The sequence below is a fragment of the Sodalis sp. RH20 genome, assembly GCF_047324205.1.
In the GTDB taxonomy this organism is placed as follows: domain Bacteria; phylum Pseudomonadota; class Gammaproteobacteria; order Enterobacterales; family Enterobacteriaceae; genus Acerihabitans.
In genome coordinates this window covers 1,822,391-1,838,725 of the sequence record NZ_CP178733.1, presented here as the reverse complement: position 1 = coordinate 1,838,725, position 16,335 = coordinate 1,822,391, and the positions used below count along the sequence as shown (strand labels likewise).

At 58.9% G+C, this 16,335-nt stretch carries 19 protein-coding genes; 6 read left to right on the top strand and 13 right to left on the bottom strand.

Annotation, left to right across the window (positions count from 1 at the left end):
* Positions 1 to 11 precede the first annotated feature (11 nt).
* Positions 12 to 1,103, top strand: coding sequence for a redox-regulated ATPase YchF (gene ychF, locus ACL2XM_RS08590; protein ID WP_410014958.1), 1,092 nt, complete (start codon positions 12 to 14; stop codon positions 1,101 to 1,103).
* Positions 1,104 to 1,273: 170 nt separating this feature from the next.
* On the opposite strand, the gene ACL2XM_RS08585 is transcribed toward ychF, so the two are convergent.
* A complete protein-coding gene (locus tag ACL2XM_RS08585) occupies positions 1,274 to 1,873 on the bottom strand; it encodes an NADPH-dependent F420 reductase (protein WP_410014957.1) in 600 nt (199 codons plus the stop codon).
* A 170-nt stretch (positions 1,874 to 2,043) separates the two neighbouring features.
* Positions 2,044 to 2,778 carry an SDR family NAD(P)-dependent oxidoreductase gene (locus ACL2XM_RS08580; RefSeq protein ID WP_410014956.1) on the bottom strand — a complete coding sequence of 245 codons (735 nt, stop codon included), beginning with the start codon at positions 2,776 to 2,778 and terminating at the stop codon, positions 2,044 to 2,046.
* Between the two features lie 152 nt (positions 2,779 to 2,930).
* On the opposite strand from ACL2XM_RS08580, the gene ACL2XM_RS08575 reads away from it, so the two are divergent.
* Positions 2,931 to 3,506 carry a TetR/AcrR family transcriptional regulator gene (locus ACL2XM_RS08575; protein WP_413730396.1) on the top strand — a complete coding sequence of 192 codons (576 nt, stop codon included), beginning with the start codon at positions 2,931 to 2,933 and terminating at the stop codon, positions 3,504 to 3,506.
* Between the two features lie 113 nt (positions 3,507 to 3,619).
* Here the strand turns inward: ACL2XM_RS08575 and ACL2XM_RS08570 are convergent, their stop codons facing one another.
* Both ACL2XM_RS08570 and gcvA read right to left on the bottom strand, forming a co-directional pair.
* Positions 3,620 to 4,447 carry an EamA family transporter gene (locus ACL2XM_RS08570; protein ID WP_413732738.1) on the bottom strand — a complete coding sequence of 276 codons (828 nt, stop codon included), beginning with the start codon at positions 4,445 to 4,447 and terminating at the stop codon, positions 3,620 to 3,622.
* 80 nt (positions 4,448 to 4,527) lie between these two features.
* Positions 4,528 to 5,433: a transcriptional regulator GcvA gene (gcvA, locus tag ACL2XM_RS08565; RefSeq protein WP_413733211.1), complete on the bottom strand. Its 906-nt coding sequence runs from the start codon at positions 5,431 to 5,433 to the stop codon at positions 4,528 to 4,530.
* 553 nt (positions 5,434 to 5,986) lie between these two features.
* Here gcvA and ACL2XM_RS08560 point away from each other — a divergent pair.
* A complete protein-coding gene (locus tag ACL2XM_RS08560; RefSeq protein WP_413732736.1) occupies positions 5,987 to 6,820 on the top strand; it encodes an EamA family transporter in 834 nt (277 codons plus the stop codon).
* A gap of 136 nt (positions 6,821 to 6,956) precedes the next feature.
* On the opposite strand, the gene ACL2XM_RS08555 is transcribed toward ACL2XM_RS08560, so the two are convergent.
* A complete protein-coding gene (locus ACL2XM_RS08555) occupies positions 6,957 to 7,361 on the bottom strand; it encodes a winged helix-turn-helix transcriptional regulator (protein WP_410014953.1) in 405 nt (134 codons plus the stop codon).
* A gap of 98 nt (positions 7,362 to 7,459) precedes the next feature.
* On the opposite strand from ACL2XM_RS08555, the gene ACL2XM_RS08550 reads away from it, so the two are divergent.
* Complete coding sequence (locus tag ACL2XM_RS08550) at positions 7,460 to 7,924, top strand: nuclear transport factor 2 family protein (protein ID WP_410014952.1); 465 nt, start codon at positions 7,460 to 7,462, stop codon at positions 7,922 to 7,924.
* A gap of 6 nt (positions 7,925 to 7,930) precedes the next feature.
* Here the strand turns inward: ACL2XM_RS08550 and ACL2XM_RS08545 are convergent, their stop codons facing one another.
* The 4 genes from ACL2XM_RS08545 to ACL2XM_RS08530 form a co-directional block, all read right to left on the bottom strand.
* Entirely contained in the window at positions 7,931 to 8,194 is a 264-nt protein-coding gene (locus ACL2XM_RS08545) for an alpha/beta fold hydrolase (protein WP_413732735.1), read from the bottom strand.
* 271 nt (positions 8,195 to 8,465) lie between these two features.
* Complete coding sequence (locus tag ACL2XM_RS08540) at positions 8,466 to 9,059, bottom strand: ATP-dependent Clp protease proteolytic subunit (RefSeq protein WP_413722926.1); 594 nt, start codon at positions 9,057 to 9,059, stop codon at positions 8,466 to 8,468.
* A gap of 51 nt (positions 9,060 to 9,110) precedes the next feature.
* Positions 9,111 to 9,470 (bottom strand): SRPBCC family protein, encoded by a 360-nt coding sequence (locus tag ACL2XM_RS08535; RefSeq protein WP_413732734.1) that lies wholly within the window; start codon positions 9,468 to 9,470, stop codon positions 9,111 to 9,113.
* Positions 9,467 to 9,781 carry an ArsR/SmtB family transcription factor gene (locus ACL2XM_RS08530; protein WP_410014948.1) on the bottom strand — a complete coding sequence of 105 codons (315 nt, stop codon included), beginning with the start codon at positions 9,779 to 9,781 and terminating at the stop codon, positions 9,467 to 9,469. The genes ACL2XM_RS08535 and ACL2XM_RS08530 overlap by 4 nt, the downstream gene beginning before the upstream one ends.
* Before the next feature lie 189 nt (positions 9,782 to 9,970).
* On the opposite strand from ACL2XM_RS08530, the gene ACL2XM_RS08525 reads away from it, so the two are divergent.
* Positions 9,971 to 10,834, top strand: a complete 864-nt coding sequence (locus ACL2XM_RS08525; RefSeq protein WP_410014947.1) for a helix-turn-helix transcriptional regulator — start codon at positions 9,971 to 9,973, stop codon at positions 10,832 to 10,834.
* A gap of 36 nt (positions 10,835 to 10,870) precedes the next feature.
* Here ACL2XM_RS08525 and btsR read toward each other — a convergent pair whose 3' ends face one another.
* The 3 genes from btsR to ACL2XM_RS08510 all read right to left on the bottom strand — a co-directional run bounded on the left by btsR (position 10,871) and on the right by ACL2XM_RS08510 (position 14,533).
* A complete protein-coding gene (btsR, locus tag ACL2XM_RS08520) occupies positions 10,871 to 11,596 on the bottom strand; it encodes a two-component system response regulator BtsR (RefSeq protein WP_413722927.1) in 726 nt (241 codons plus the stop codon).
* On the bottom strand, positions 11,590 to 13,281 hold the full coding sequence (locus ACL2XM_RS08515) for a LytS/YhcK type 5TM receptor domain-containing protein (RefSeq protein ID WP_410014945.1): 1,692 nt from the start codon (positions 13,279 to 13,281) through the stop codon (positions 11,590 to 11,592). Before ACL2XM_RS08515 ends, btsR begins: the two co-directional genes overlap by 7 nt.
* 244 nt (positions 13,282 to 13,525) lie before the next feature.
* Entirely contained in the window at positions 13,526 to 14,533 is a 1,008-nt protein-coding gene (locus tag ACL2XM_RS08510; RefSeq protein ID WP_410014944.1) for a zinc-binding alcohol dehydrogenase family protein, read from the bottom strand.
* A gap of 281 nt (positions 14,534 to 14,814) precedes the next feature.
* Here ACL2XM_RS08510 and ACL2XM_RS08505 point away from each other — a divergent pair, with 281 nt between their 5' ends.
* Positions 14,815 to 15,495, top strand: coding sequence for a GntR family transcriptional regulator (locus tag ACL2XM_RS08505; protein WP_410014943.1), 681 nt, complete (start codon positions 14,815 to 14,817; stop codon positions 15,493 to 15,495).
* 20 nt (positions 15,496 to 15,515) lie between these two features.
* Here ACL2XM_RS08505 and ACL2XM_RS08500 read toward each other — a convergent pair whose 3' ends face one another.
* The gene (locus ACL2XM_RS08500) at positions 15,516 to 16,247 is read right to left on the bottom strand and encodes an SDR family NAD(P)-dependent oxidoreductase (RefSeq protein ID WP_413722928.1); all 732 of its coding nucleotides are present in this window, start codon (positions 16,245 to 16,247) and stop codon (positions 15,516 to 15,518) included.
* Between the last annotated feature and the right edge of the window lie 88 nt (positions 16,248 to 16,335).

The window sequence follows — 16,335 nt, the reverse complement described above, 5'->3', positions numbered from 1 at the left end:
GTGATATAACCATGGGTTTCAAATGCGGTATTGTGGGTCTGCCGAACGTGGGTAAGTCCACGCTATTCAATGCATTGACCAAAGCGGGAATTGAAGCGGCCAATTTCCCGTTCTGTACGATTGAACCGAATACCGGCGTGGTGCCGATGCCCGATCCGCGCCTGGACCAGCTGGCGGCCATCGTCAAGCCGCAGCGTATCGTGCCGACCACCATGGAATTCGTTGATATCGCCGGCTTGGTCAAAGGCGCGTCGAAGGGCGAAGGACTGGGCAACCAGTTCCTGACCAATATCCGCGAGACCGAGGCCATCGGCCATGTGGTGCGCTGCTTCGAGAACGATAATATCATCCACGTTGCCGGCAAAGTCGACCCGGTGGATGATATCGACGTGATTAATACCGAGCTGGCGCTGTCCGATCTGGAAGCCTGCGAGCGCGCTATCTTCCGGGTGCAAAAACGCGCCAAGGGCGGCGATAAGGATGCCAAGATCGAGCTGTCCGCGCTGGAAAAATGCCTGCCGCACCTGGGCAACGCCGGCATGCTGCGCACGCTCGATCTCAATGAGGAAGAAAAAGCGGCTATCCGTTATCTCAGCTTCCTGACGCTTAAGCCGACCATGTATATCGCCAACGTCAATGAAGACGGCTACGAAAACAACCCCTACCTGGATAAAGTCCGGGCTATCGCCGCCGGGGAAGGCTCGGTTGTGGTGGCGGTTTGCGCCGCGGTGGAATCCGATATCGCCGAACTGGAAGAAGAGGAGCGCGCGGAATTCATGGCGGAACTGGGGCTGGAAGAACCGGGCCTGAACCGGGTGATCCGCGCCGGCTACGAGTTGCTGAACCTGCAGACCTACTTTACCGCCGGGGTCAAGGAAGTGCGCGCCTGGACCATCCCGGTCGGCGCCACCGCCCCGCAGGCGGCCGGTAAAATCCATACTGATTTCGAAAAAGGTTTTATCCGCGCCCAGACCATCGCGTTTGAAGATTTTATTGCCTATAAAGGCGAGCAAGGCGCCAAGGAAGCCGGCAAGATGCGCTCCGAAGGCAAGGAATATATCGTCAAGGATGGCGATGTGATGAACTTCTTGTTTAATGTTTAATTAAATAGGTCACTCAACTTCGACGCGTCACAGGGCATTTCAAATAAATGATTATCCTAAATCCACGCGGTTGCGTGGATTTTTCGTTTTTAACCGTCTCAACACAGTTATGCTCACTTCTTGATGAGTGGCTGGCTGACTGTCATAAGCAGCATAGCGTTGAGGCGCCGTTATGTGAACTTGACGAGATCCTTGAAGATCAGTTTACCCCAGGTATTGCCCCTGGCCTGGACGAGCAGGCCGCCATCCTTGAGCGGTCCTAGCGCAATCGGCGCGAAACCGAGCTGTTCCGCGAGAACCGCGACCGGCGCCAGCGCATTTTCGTCATCGCTCGACAAAAACACGACGCGGCTGCCGCCATTCACGCTCGGATCAGCGGCCAGAACGCCGGCGGCCAGATGGTTAAAACCCTTTACGAACCCGGCGTCGGTAAAGGCTTTGGCGACAACCGCGGACGACGGCTGATCTTGCAAGTCTTCAACGGCAACGCCGAAAGCATTGGTCATGTCGATGACGGTCTTGCCGCGCCAGGTGGTTTTCTGTTTCGCGACATCCCGATGTTCCCAAAACGGCACCGCCAAAAAGATGATGTCGGACGCGATGGCATCCTGCAGCGTCCTGGGGACAACGGTGGGGCCGATCGCTTGTGCCCGCTGCATCAACGCTTCGGGAGGGCGACGGCTAGCGACGCTCACATTGATGTTCTTTCTTGCAAACGCCCGGGCGAGCGCCTGGCCTACCGCGCCAAAGCCAATAATCGAATAACTCATGCAAACTCTCCCTTCAGTAGAGGTGACCGGCAGCGTAAGCAGACATGGCAATACCCGCTGGACAATCACCGAAATCAGTCCCGTTAATGGAACGGGATGCGCCATTTATCGACATAACCCGGATCATCTTCGCCACGTTAGCGGGCCGCCACCCGCTTTCCAGCGCGATGTCAGATGGCCGAGGTGCCGCCGTCGACATACAATTCCACCCCATTCACGAAGCTCGATTCGTCTGAAGCAAGAAACAGCGCCACCGCCGCGATTTCCTCAGGCCCCCCCATCTTTCCCCGCGGCACCAGGGATTCGAAATACCGCTTCGTCTCTTCGTCGAAGAGTTGCTCTTGAATGGGGGTGGCGATCTGCCCGGGGCTCAGCACGTTCACCCGGATTTTGCGGCCCTTCAGTTCGTTGAGCCACCCGCGGGCGAATGCAAGCAACGTCGCCTTGCTCGCCGCATAGACGCTGAAACCAGGAAAACCTTTGATTGACGCAATTGACCCGGTCATAAAGATCGATCCGCCATCGTTAAACAGCGGCAACGCCTTCTGAACCGTAAACAGCGTGCCGCGCGTATTCAGGCCGAAGGTCGCATCGAAATGCTGCTCGGTAATCTCGCCGAGCGGGACGGCTTCGCCGGTGCCAGCGCTCGCGTACAAAACATCGATCTTGCCCTTTTCCCGTTTGACCGTCGCGAACAGGCGGTCGAGGTCGTCGAGGTTGGACGCGTCGCCGCGCACGCCGGTCACGTTGCGCCCGATGAGCTTAACGGCCTCGTCCAACGTCTCTTGCCTGCGGCCCGTGATAAAAACATAGGCGCCTTCTTCTACGAACCGCTTGGCGCTCGCCAGCGCCATGCCGCTTGAGCCACCCGTGATAACTGCGACCTTACCTTCCAGCTTTCCCATGACGTTTCCCCTTTCATCGTGTCGGACAGCGTCTGTATTGCCATTGGTATCAGGACGCTGTATCTTGTGGATCACCGGTCCAGATCATCAAGCCAGTATCTGGACCACTGATCCAAATATACGGATCACTGATCCATTTGTCAAGGTACCCTATGCGAGCCGACGCCAGAAAAAATTACAGCCATCTCCTTACCGTCGCGCGTGAGGTCGTCACCGAGCAGGGCGCCGATGCGTCCATGCGCGAGATCGCACGCCGGGCCGGCGTCGGGCTGGCCACACTGCTCCGGCATTTCCCGACGCGCGAAGCCTTGTTCGAAGCGTTGCTGCGCACGAATCTGGAGGCTCTGACGCAAAAGGCAGGCGAAGTTGAGACGTCGAAGCCACCTGACGAGGCGCTCGTGTCCTGGTTTCACGCCGGGGTGGCGTTCGTTGATAGCTACAGCGGCGTAGTCGCCTTGATGGCCAGCGCCCACGCAGACCCGGAGTCCGCGCTTTACGCGCCATGCATCGCGGTGCGCTCGGCGGGCGCGCGACTGCTGCGCCGTGCCCAGGCCGAGGGAACGGCGCGCGCAGATATGGATGCGGACGACCTGTTCGCCCTGATGTCGGCGCTCGGCTGGCTCGTCGCCCAGCCCGGATTCGCGCCGCGGCGGGATCATCTCTTTCATCTTATTACGAGCGCCATCCTGACAAATCAGCCGGGCAACGCCATTAACAAGGCAACGTAGCAGAGCGCAACGCATGGCTGTTCGCATTGCGTGAGATTGTCCGTTGGCTGGGCGTGGCGGACTATTGTGGCGCGTCAGTCTGATAGCCTGCCACGCCACCCCGCCATGGGTCGTCAGCCGATGAGGATGGCGCCGGTGGCGATCACCGCGCACGCCAGCATCTTGCGCACCGTCAGCGCCTCGCCCAGGAAAAAATACCCCATCGCCGCCGCGAACAGGATGCTGGTTTCGCGCAATGCCGATACCGCCCCCATCGGAGCGCCCGCCATGGCGTAAATGACGATGCCATAGGCCAGCAGAGACACCAGCCCGCCGATAAAAGCCGTGATTAACCCGGGCCGGGGGGTCAATAAACTTGTTACGCCGCGCAGGCCGATGTATACCGCCGGCATCAAGATGCCCCACAAGGCGCACATCCATGCCGTGTATGCCATCGGCGCGCCGGACAAGCGCACGCCGATGCCGTCCGTTACGCTGTAAGCGGCAATGAAACATCCGGTTCCCAGGGCATACGGCAGGCTTGCCGGCGCCAGCCGGCGCCCGGTGAAGGTCAGGGAAATAATACCGCCCGATATCAGGGCGATGCCAACCAGAGCGTCCATCCCTATCCGCTCGCCGTCGAACACCGATGCCGCGAGGGTGATTAACAAAGGCGAGGAGCCGCGTGAAACCGGATAGGTTTGCCCGAGGTCTCCGGCTTGATAGCTCTTGACGAGAAACAGGTTATAACCCACATGCAGTCCCGCTGACAGCAGCGCATACATCCAGCTGGCTTTGGCTGGAGGCGCCAGGCACAAGGCGATGGCGGCGCTGGCAACCGCCACCGCCAGGCACATGACCGTCATCGACCACAACCTGTCGGCTCCGCCGCGCAAAAGTGTATTCCAGCCGGCATGCAAGAGCGCGGCGCACAGTATCAGTAAAATAATATGAAAGGGCATGCGCCATAGTAAGCAGCCCCGCTCTTTGATGAAAGCAAAGTCTCCTCATTGCTGCATGAGGAAATCCTCATACATTGCCATCAGAGATAGCCTTGTTGGGCCTGGGCTGATTGCGCCATGAGCCAGTGGCGAAAGCTGACGATATGAGGCTGCGATTCGACACCTTTTGGACAGACAAAATAATAAGCGACCGGCGAAGGGAACGGTATGTCGAACAGCCGGACCAGGCTGCCGTCGCGTAGTTCAGTTTCGACATGTCCGCTGCGGGCCAGGGCGATACCCTGGCCCAGCAGAGCCGCCTGGACCGTCATATTCGTGTCGGCGAACCTGACGCTTTCCCTGAGCGCGGAAACGCCGACCCCCGCCTGTTGCAGCCACAGCGCCCATTTCGGCACCAGATCCGCGCCGTCGCGTGTCAGCAGCGGGTAGCGCAATAATTCGGCAGGCTCATGGGGCGCGCCAAAACGGTGCAAGAGATCGGGACTGGCAACCGGAAAGATCTGCTCCCTGAACATGAATTCCGAGTACAGGCCTGGATAATTGCCGGTGCCGAAACGGATGGCCACGTCCGACTCGGCGCTGGAAAAATTGATGGCTTTGTCCGTGGTTTCCAGCGTGACCAGAATTTCCGGATGCCGCTGGGACAGATCCGGCAATCTTGGCAGCAGCCATTTCAGGGCGAAGGAGTAGGTGGTGCTAAGCCTGAGCCGGACCCTGCCCTTTTGCTCTCTCAGATCGCTGAGCGTCGCCTCCAGGTGCATAAAGAATTCACGCACGATGGGCGCCAGCGCTGCGCCTGCAGGCGTCAGGCTCAATGATTTGCCACGTTGAAATAGCGACAAGCCCCAGATCTCTTCGAGATGTTTAAGCTGATGGCTTACCGCGCTTTGGGTAATATGCAATTCGTCCGCAGCGGCGGTGAACGTTGCATGCCGCGTCGCCACCTCAAAGGCGCGCAGCGTGGCGGTGGGAGGCAGATCCCTCATCATGTTGTTTCCTCGGTGAACACACGCCATAGCGGCTTATATGAACAGAAGCTCATGGTAATATATTCTATGCCCCGGCTGAAAAATAGATGCCGGGGTCTTGCGGTTCTGTTAAGACGTTGGCATTACCCTATCCGCCCGCTTATCGAATTCCGTCTGGGCTTGCAGGACCTCGGCGGAATGATTAATCGTCCGGTCAAATAACGCCCGGATCCATAATCGATGAGAAAACTGGCGCAAACCGATCACATAGGGTAGAAAAGAAGAGAGGAAAAGCGCGCGGAAAAAGAGCGATCGGAATCACCGAAATCAATGGTCAGACTCACCGTAATACACAATTACCCCCCGAGAAGGGATAATTCATCGAAAATCTACCCCAGGGACGGACCGGGACGTTCAGGCGCCGCCCGTACGCGGCCAAGTCCCCGAAAATTTATATGCCTACGGCATTTGTATTTGATTTCCGTGCCCATCATGCGGCATGCTTTTTTTTAACATTCGCAAAACGCATTATATCTATGACCCTATTTTGCTTCCCTCGACGCTGGTTCGCATGACCGCTTTTGTCTTTAGCGTAGTGCTGTTTGCCGCTGTGTTGCACGCCACCTGGAATGCCGTGGTCAAAGGCGGCGCCGATAAACTACTAACGACCATACTGGTCACCGCGTGCGCCGCGCTGATCGCCGCCCTGGCGCTGCCGTTTTTGCCCGCCCCCGCCAGGGAAAGCTGGCCTTTTATCGGCGCGTCGGCCCTGCTGCAAGTTCTGTATTTTTGCCTGGTGGCGAGAACCTATCGCATCGCCGATATGAGTCAGACCTATCCTTTAATGCGCGGCAGCGCCCCGCTTATCGTCGCGGCCATGGGCGCGCTATTTTTTGGCGTGCTATTAACGCCGACCGCCTGGCTGGGAATTGCCATAATTTGCGCAGGCATAATAAGCATGGCCATATTTGCGCACGGGCAAGACAAAAAAGGGGTGGTGTTGGCGTTGCTCAATGCCGCTGTTATCGCCGGTTACACCCTTATTGACGGGCAAGGCGTGCGGTTATCCCGCGCCCCCGCCGCGTATACGTTGTTGATTTTCCTGTTTACCGGAGTGCCCCTGCTTGCCTGGGCCATGTGCAGGCGACGCGCTGCGGTAAAAGGCTATTTCGCCGCCAATTGGCATCTGGGCATGGCGGGCGGATTTGGCACCGTCGCCTCCTATGGGCTGGCGCTGTGGGCCATGACGGTTGCGCCGGTCGCCGTGGTTGCCGCGCTGCGGGAAACCTCGATATTATTTGGTCTTATTCTCTCGGGCCTGGTCCTGCGCGAACGCATAAGTCCATCACGGTTCGTGGCGGCCTGCATCATAGCGATAGGCGCGGGAGTGTTGCGGTTGGCTTAAAATCCCGGCGCTAAAATTTCCCCCAGCCGTTAAGCAATTAATCTGGTTTACATCGCGTAGTACCGAAGGCGATCGCCAGCGCCGGCATTAGAAAGAGACAGCGACGAAAGGCCGTGCCGCAATGCCGTGATGACCACTACAGATTCATTGTTCCCTTATCGTAATCCATCTGGGCTTGCAGAACCTGGGCTGAATGAGTAACCGTCCAGTCAAATAATGCCCGAAACGGCACCTCCAGCGTGCGCCCCAGCGGCGTGACGCTGTACTCCACCGCGACCTGGGAAGCAGGAATAACCCGGCGGGCAAGGATGCCGCTGCGCTCGAGGCGCCTTAGGCTAAGGGTCAGTGATTTTTGGGAAATGCCGTCCAGGCAACGCCTGATTTCATTGAAGCGCAAGGGCTTATGGCACAGCGCCGCCAGGATCAGCACCGACCATTTATCCGTGATCTGATCCAGCAGTAAACGGCTTGAACCGCCGGCTCCCCCCGCCTCTATGGCCGGCTCGTCTTGAGCCGCCGTTTGCCCAGCCTGATTCAACATGCGGTTTCCTCCGGGATACCTGATGACATATTAGTGCCTAATTGACACCTAGTATACGTCATATACCATATAGATTCATAACCCACAAGGAGTTACCCATGTCATCTTTATATCCTGAGCAAACCGCCGATACGCTCGCCGTGGTCGAGGCGTTGTACCGGTTCGCCGCGGGCATCGATCTGCGCGATACCGACCTGCTCGCCTCAGCGCTGGCGGAAGATGCGGTGTCCGATTTCCGGCCCGCCGCGGCAAAAGCCGGATTTGAATACCCGGTGCTGGAAGGCCGGGACACTATTGTCACGGCCCTGTCGAACGCACTTAGCCAGCTCGACACGACACATTCCGTGAGCAATCCGCGGGTCTGCATTAACGGCGATAAGGCGCATCTGGAGGCGTTGGTGGAGGCGCAGCACGTAGCGCGCAATGATAACTCGCGCCACTACCTGATGAAAAACCGCTATAACGTCGAGCTGGTAAGGCGTGACCAGGTATGGCTTATTCAGCGCAACACGGTCGACAACGTCTGGCGGACCGGGGATCCAACGGTGCTCGCGGGTGCTTAGGATCCCTTAACGTCCCGCGGCGCGCAGGAAGCCCGTCACCATCTGCGTGAATTCTTCGGGGCGTTCCAGCATCGCCAGGTGTCCGCTGTCCAGTTCAGCATAGCGGGCGCCGGCTATTTGCGCAGCCAGCGCCCGCCCGTGGGCGGGCGGCATCATATAGTCATGAGTGCAGCCTATGACCAGCGCGGGTTGGGTAATGCGCCCGACCCGATCGCTTACGACCAGAACCAGGTCCAGTTCCACCTGGCGCCCAGTTACTTTCCCCGTCACCGCCGGTGCCATGTACCAATACCAGACCAGGACCCTCGCCATCAACCCGATAGGACACTGTCGTACCCTCGATTTTAACCATTGGCATGATATAAACTCTCGCCGTAATCAAAGGAGGCTTTAGGCTAAACTCTGACAGTGCTGTCAAGGTCAAGAGAAAATTCAGGGGTAGCCTGGACGGCTTGCCGTGGTGGAGCGTTGCCGGACGTCATAAAAGCCCTGTTACGTTTTATAAGAACGCGCGCGATCGGTGCGCATTCAAAATATTCTCTTACGTCTTAATAAGAACGCGATCGATCAGTCCCCACTCAAGCGCTTCCTCCGCCGTCATAAAACGGTCGCGATCGAGCGTGCGCTCAACCTCTTCATAGCTGTGCCCGCAATGCTCGGCATATAAATGCGTAATCCGGCGTTTCGTTTGCCGCATTTCTTCGGCGTGGATAAAGATGTCCGATGCCTGTCCCTGATAACCGCCCAAAGGTTGATGCACGTGCAAACTGGCGTTGGGCAGCGCCACCCGCTGGCCGGGCGCGCCCGCCATCAACAGAAATGATCCCATCGAGCGCGCGGTTCCCATGCAAAGGGTATAGACCGGCGCCTGAATAAACTGCATGGTGTCATATATGGCGAAACCGCTGGTAACGACGCCGCCGGGCGAATTGATATACAGATGGATGGGCTTTTCCGGATTCTCGGCTTCCAGGAAAAGAAGCTGCGCGCAGACCAATGCCGACATCGTATCGTCGACTTCACCATTGAGGAAGATAATGCGTTCGCGCAACAGCCGTGAATAAATATCGAAAGATCGTTCACCCCGGCTGGATTGCTCGACCACCATCGGGATGAGTTGCAGCGCTTCGCGCATGGGCGACTCCTTATGGTTATGGCAAAAATACGCTGTGGCCCGCCAGGCGGATCAGGCGGCAAGCATCAGAGAAGACGTTTCGTCGTTGGCCGCAGGGGGCACCGGGCTGCCCAGCCGCGCATCTGCCAGCCGGTGGATAATAGTCAGAATGGTCCCGCCCGCGTCATTCGGCCTGATATGCAACGTGACATGGCTTGCAAGGAAAGGCGGTTCTGCTTCCCGCAGGCGATAACGTATTTCGCCTTCCCGGGTTGATGAGAGGGGTGCGCATTGCCCCAGGGCCACGCCGGGTAGCCATTTCTCACGCAGCGCGGGAATACTGATGGCCCGCCAGACCTTTTCCGCAGGCGCATCAAGTTCATATTCGAATCGCAGCTCGTTGACGCGATCCCCGGTTTTAGGGTTTGTCATTGATCCATATCCTTCAGCAAAACCTTCAAATCATCCACCCGCGCGGGCCAGTAGGCCCGATACTTCGCCAGCCAGCGGGCGATAAGCGCCAAACCCTGCGGATTAATGTCGTAGTTGACAAAACGGCCCCGCCGCTCTTCGCGCACCAGCCCGGCGTTGCGCAGTACCGCCAGGTGCTGCGACATGGCGGATTGGCTAATTTCGATGCCCACGCGCAGCGCGCTGGCGTTCATACTGCCGTCCGCCAGTTTTTCGAAGATGGCGCGTCGCGTCGGATCGGCTAACGCCTTAAAGATGTCGTTTTCTATCATAGCAAACACATTAGCACTTACTTATGTGTCGTGCAAGCTTCCACGCTATTTAAGCGCCCTGAACGCGTGATGGTGCGCGAAAAAGCATGGCGCTATACTGTTTATGTCGCACCGGTTCAAGGCGGTCTGTGACAAACCGGCCCGATATGGCGATAATACGGCAAAGCACCCTTGGGGAAAGGCAACGGCATGACGACAGCGCAGGATGACAATCTGCTGGGAAACTATCTCAGGTATCGCCGCACCAGGCTCGACGCGGCAAGCCTGGGCTATTCCATGACCCGCAGGCGTACGCCCGGCCTGCGCCGCGAGGAGGTGGCGCTGCTCGCCAACGTCAGTACCACATGGTATACCTGGCTTGAGCAGGGCCGCGGCGGCGCGCCGTCGGCCGACGTGCTCGACCGCCTCGCCCGCGCGCTTGCCCTGACGGATGTCGAGCGCGAGCATTTATTCCTGCTGGCCCAGAACCGGCCGCCGGAGGTGGCTTATGCCAAGCGCCGCGGCGTGACGCCGCAGTTGCAACGTATGCTTGACTCGCTGGAATATTGTCCCGCGTATGTCAAAACCGCCGAATGGGACATTATTGCCTGGAATCGCGCCGCCACGGTGGTGCTGGCCAATTATCCGGCGCTGCCCGAATCCCGGCGCAATATTTTGCGCATCATTTTCTGCGACCCCGGCATCAGGACAAAAATACCCAATTGGGAAAGCGTGGCGCGTTTCGTGGTCACCACCTTTCGCACCGAAACGGCCAGGACCGGCGTAGGCGCGCATGCCAGGGCGCTGGTAGAGGAATTAAGCCTGGCCAGCCCAGAGTTCGCGGCCCTGTGGCGTGACCATGACGTCGGCATTTACGGTGAGGGAACCAAGTACATCCGGCATTCGACCCTGGGACTGATCACGCTCGAATATTCGGCGTTCTCCGTCGACGGCAAGCCGGATCTGGGCCTGGTTATCTATAATCCGGCAACGCCCGGCGATCGGGCCGGCATCCGGGCGCTGTTGGCGGCAACCCAGGCGCCTGCGCCGCTACCGCCGGCGATGCCGGAGTAGACGCCCAGGCCAGGGCGGCGGCGCATTGGCCCCCTGCTACGCTTTTAGCCCCAGGCTTTGCTTGAGGGATTTAAGGTAGCGCCGGCTGACCGGCACCGTCTGGCCGTTGCTCAGTACAATCTCCGCCTGGCCGGAGTCTTCCAGGCGAATTTCGCGCAAATGCGCCAGATTGACCAGGAACTGCCGGTGACACCGCACCAGCGGGGTACGGCTTTCCAGCAGTTTCAGCGTCAGCTCGGTGAAACATTCCCCGCCCTCGATACCTGTGACATACACCCCGCTCAGCCTGGAGTTGGCGAACAGCACGTCCTCGGTTTTCAAGAGATAGATGCGGCTGTGGCCGGTGCAGGGAATGTATTTCAGGGCGCTTTCCTGAACCGCCAGCAGGCCGATATCCTGCTCCGGGCGTTCATTGTGCAGACGGCCAAGCGTCTTGGCCAGGCGCCGCGACTCGATAGGTTTTAGCAGATAATCAAAGGCGTGTTCCTCGAACGCGCGGACGGCGTACTCATCAAAGGCGGTCAGGAAGACGATATACGGCATGCAGGCCGGATCGATCATGCCGACCATTTCCAGCCCGCTGATGCGCGGCATCTGGATATCCAGAAAGATGACGTCCGGATGCAGCCGGTGCACCGCCCCTATCGCTTCCAGGGCATTGGCGCTCTCGCCGACGATGGCAATTTGCGGATCCTGCTGGAGCAGGCAGCGCAGGTTTTCCCGCGCCAGCGGTTCGTCATCGACAATCAGCACGCTCAGCATGGGACCTCTTCCTCCAGCGGCAGGCTCAGGATAATACGGGTAAACAGCTCGGGACGGGATTCGACGCTGATGCCGTACTCCTCGCCATAGCGCACCCGTACGCGCTTATCCACCAGATTCATGCCAAGCCCGGTATTGCCGGCGACCAACCGATACAGACCGGCATTGTCCTCGATGCACAACAGCAGGCGGTGGTCATGCTGCCGCGCGCTCAGGGTTACGATGCCCTGACCCAGCAGTTGCGAGGTGCCGTGCTTAATGGCGTTTTCCACCAGGGGCTGCAGGGAGAAGGCCGGCAGATGCATGCCGAGCAATGCCTCGGGCAGATCAAAGCGGATTTGCAGACGGTCCTGAAAACGCGCCTTTTCAATTTGCAGGTAGGCATTGACATGCTCGATTTCGTCGGCGAGCGTGACCACTTCCTCCGAGCGTTTCAGATTCTTGCGAAAAAACGTCGAGAGATTCTGCACCAGTTGGCTGGCCTGATCGCTGTCGCGGCGGATCACCGCCACCAGCGTATTCAGGGCGTTAAATAAAAAATGCGGATTGACCTGGGCATGCAGCAGCTTGATTTCCGACTGCGTCAGCAACAGTTTATGCCGTTCGTACTGCCCGGCCAGGATCTGCGCGGACAGCAGGCTGGCGATGCCTTCGCCCAGGGTACGGTTGATGGAGCTGAACAGCCGGTTTTTGGCCTCGTACAGCTTGATTGTGCCAATCACCTCACCGTTTTCGCCTTGCAGCGGGATGACCAGCGCCGACCCCAGCTTGCAGTGACGTTGTAACGAACACTGGTACGGCGTCTCGTTGCCGTCGGCATAGAACACTTCATTATTATCAATGGCCCGGCGCGAATGCGCGGAGGAAATCGGCGTGCCGGGTACGTGGTGATCGTCGCCGATGCCGATAAACGCCAGCAGCTTTTCCCGGTCGGTAATGGCGACGGCGCCGATATCCAGCTCCTGGTAGATGACCTCCGCCACCTTCATGCTGTTTTCCTGGTTAAAACCCTGGCGCAGAAAACCTTCGGTACAAACGGCGATTTTCAGTGCGCGGGCGGAAAAGGCCGAGGTATATTTCTCGAACATCGCCCGCCGGTCCAGCAGGATGCGCATAAACATCGCCGCCCCGACGCTGTTGGTGACGATCATCGGCAAGGCGATGCTCCTGACCAGCCGCAGCGCCTCTTCATAAGGACGGGCCACCGCCAGGATAATCATCATCTGCAGCATTTCCGCCAGCAGCGTGACGCCGGCGGCGGTAAACGGATTAAACAGGCGATCGATACGCCCGCGCCTGATCAGCAGCCGGTGCGCCAGACCGCCGAGCAGGCCTTCCACCACCGTGGAAATCATGCAGCTGACAGCGGTCATGCCGCCCAGGGAATAACGGTGCAGCCCCCCGGTCAAACCGACCAGCACGCCGACCACCGGCCCGCCCAGCAGGCCGCCCAGCACCGCGCCGATGGCGCGGGTATTGGCGATGGAATCCTGAATATGCAGGCCGAAATAGGTGCCCATAATGCAAAACATGGAAAACATGACATAGCACAAGAGCTTATGGGGCAGTCGGACGGTAACTTGCATCAGCGGGATAAACAGCGGCGTTTTACTCAGCAGGTACGCAATAACCAAATAGACGCACATCTGCTGTAACAACAGTAAAACCAAATTGAACTCATGCATAAACAACGGCTCGTAAAATAACGCCCGTCATGCGCGGCGCGCGCGGGACTCAGTGGCGCTAACTTACCGAAAAACGCCGGCGTTGTCTTTGATGGTACTCACTAATTTGTATGCTGATTACATTAAAAGCGCTGTAAACGGCGGCGGTAGGTTTTGACCCCGCCGCCGCCGTTCTGTTACGCAGGCGCTAAGGCGTAAGCCCGGCCGGCGGCAATACCGTACGCGCGGCTATCAGTCCTTAGGATCAGAACCCTTCCAGCACTAACTTGCCCCGGGATTTGCCGCTTTCCAGCAGCGCGTGCGCTTTGCGCAGATTGGCGGCGTTGATGGCGCCGAAATGCTGGGCGAACGTGGTCTGGAGCACGCCCTGGTCGATAAGCGCGGCAATGCGTTCAAGCAGGTGGTGCTGGTTAATCATATCCGCGGTTTCAAACCGGGAACGGGTGAACATCAATTCCCAGTGCAGGGACAGGGACTTGGCCTTAAGCGGCAATGCGTCGAGCGCGGCCGGATCGTCAATCAGGGCCAGGCGTCCCTGTGGCGCCAGAGCCTCGATCAGCTGCGGATAATAGCTGTCGGTATGCGTCAGGCTCGCCACGTGGGTGACATTGGCGATCCCCAACTGCGTTAACTGATCCAGCAGGGGACGGGAATGATCGATCACATGGTGCGCGCCCAGTTTCAGCACCCAGTCGCGGGTTTCCTGACGCGAGGCGGTGCCGACCACCGTCATTCGGGTCAGCCTTCGCGCCAGTTGGGTGAGTATCGACCCCACCCCGCCGCCGGCGCCGATAATCAGCAGCACGTCGCCTTCGCCGCCGTTTTCGGCCACGCCCAGCCGGTCAAACAACAATTCCCAGGCGGTGACCGAGGTCAGCGGCAGCGCGGCGGCATGGGCGAAGTCCAGCGAGGCTGGTTTGTGCCCGGCGATGCGCTCATCCACCAGGTGAAATTCGCTGTTGCAGCCCGGCCGTGTAATGGAACCGGCATAAAAAACCTCATCGCCGGGTTTAAACAGCGTGACGTCCGCGCCCACCGCCTCGACAACGCCGGCGACATCCCAGCCCAGCACGCGCGGTGCGCTGACCTCCGCCTTGGCGCGCACCTTGGTGTCGACCGGATTGACGGAAATCGCCTTGACCGCCACCAGCAAATCGCGCGCTCCCGGTGTCGGTTTGGGCAGGTCGATATCCACCAGCGCCTGGGGATCCTCAATAGGCAGTCCATGCCGGGTATAGGCAATCGCTTTCATCAGTTTTTCTCCCGTAGATCGTCTTAATAAAATGCGGCCCGGGCCATCTGGCGTTCAAGCGTGGCGCAACGCCGGCGCCGGGCGCAATGCGGATTCATCAACATTCTGAAAGTCTAGACTTTTTTTTTACCGCCACCTACCCATAAAATGCACTAACACCTACTCTGTAGAAGTGTAAATCAGCGGCGGCGGAAAGCGCATGGCTATTCTGACGCATCATGTTGTATATTTGATGCACTGTGTTTATTTGCCGCCGCGGCGGCCTTCAGGCGGGAAAAGCGGTGAGTTATCAACCAGGCCCAATAGAACACTCTTACCTCGGTTCCAGCGTATACGCCAATCTGCGCCAGGCATTGATTACCGGCCAGCTGAAACCTAACGATCGATTACGCATCCGCGAACTGGCGGCGCAGGTCGGCACCAGCGTAACCCCGGTCAGGGACGCGGTATTGCAGTTGGCCAAAGAACAGGCGCTGGAGATGCGCACGCCCAAAGACATTCGCGTGCCGTCCCTTAACCAAGAACAATACCTGGAGCTGAAAACCCTGCGCCTGGAGCTGGAAGGCATGGGCGCGCAGCGCGCGGCCATGCGCGTCACCCCCGCCGCCGTCCAGCTGTTGACCGTCAATATCCGGCGCAATATTCGCGCCATTACCGAAGAGGATTGGGTGTCCGCGCTCAGGCTTAACAGCGAATTTCATTTACTGGTGGCGCAAAGCGCCATGATGCCGGTGCTGAGCAGCTTTATCGACCGGTTGTGGATGCGCACCGGGCCGCTGATTGCCCAAGCCTACGCCCAGCTCACCCAACAGATGACCATCGGCCATCACCAGACGCTGCTGGCCGCGTTGCGCCAGCGGGACGGTGACGCGGCCGCCAACGCCATGCGCCAGGATATCCTGGACAGCGATGCGATGCTGGCCCGATTTACCGCCGCCAGCCAGACGGCGCCGCCGGGGTAAACCGGTAAACCCGCTCCCGGTCAGACGTGCTGCCCGCCGTTAACCGGAATTTCCGCGCCGTTGACATAGGCGGCGCCGTTGGTGGAAAGAAAATAAATCAGCGAGGCCACTTCCTCCGGCCGGCCCAGGCGCTGCAAGGGTACCTGCCGTTCGATAATATCCTGGGTGCCGGGTGAGAGGATGGCGGTATCGATTTCTCCCGGCGCAATGGCATTGACGCGGATGCCGAAACGGCCGAAATCATAGGCCATTTCGCGGGTCAGCGCGGACAGCGCCGCCTTGGAGGTGGCATAGGCGACGCCGGCGAAAGGATGCACCCGGGTGCCGGCAATGGAGGTCACGTTGATGATCCCGCCCTGGGCCTGCCGCAGCTCCGCAAACAGGCCGTTGGCCAGCAGCGCGGTGGAGAACAGGTTGACATTGAACACCCGCATCCAGGTGGCGTAATCGGTTTCGCGCACCCCCAGCCTGCCGCCGTCGGCGGCCTTGGGCGAGATGCCGGCGTTATTGACCAGCGCGTCCAGCCGCCCGCCCAGTTTTTCTTTGATAAGCGTCAGCGCGGACTCGACGCCCGCGATATCTTCCAGATCCAGATGGATGTGATTGAGCATTTTTTCGGCCCAGGGACATTCTTCCACCCAGCTTTGGCGCGAGGCGGTAAAAATCCGCCAGCCGGCCGCATGGAAATGCTTGACGGTGGCATGGCCGATCCCGCGGCTGGCGCCGGTCAGCAATAAGGTTTTCTGCTCCAAGGCGTTCACTCCCCTGTGATGCGTGATGCAACAAAATCTACCTGAAAACCCTTGCCGGGGCATCCGCTTTTTTTCGCTTGGCGCCGCC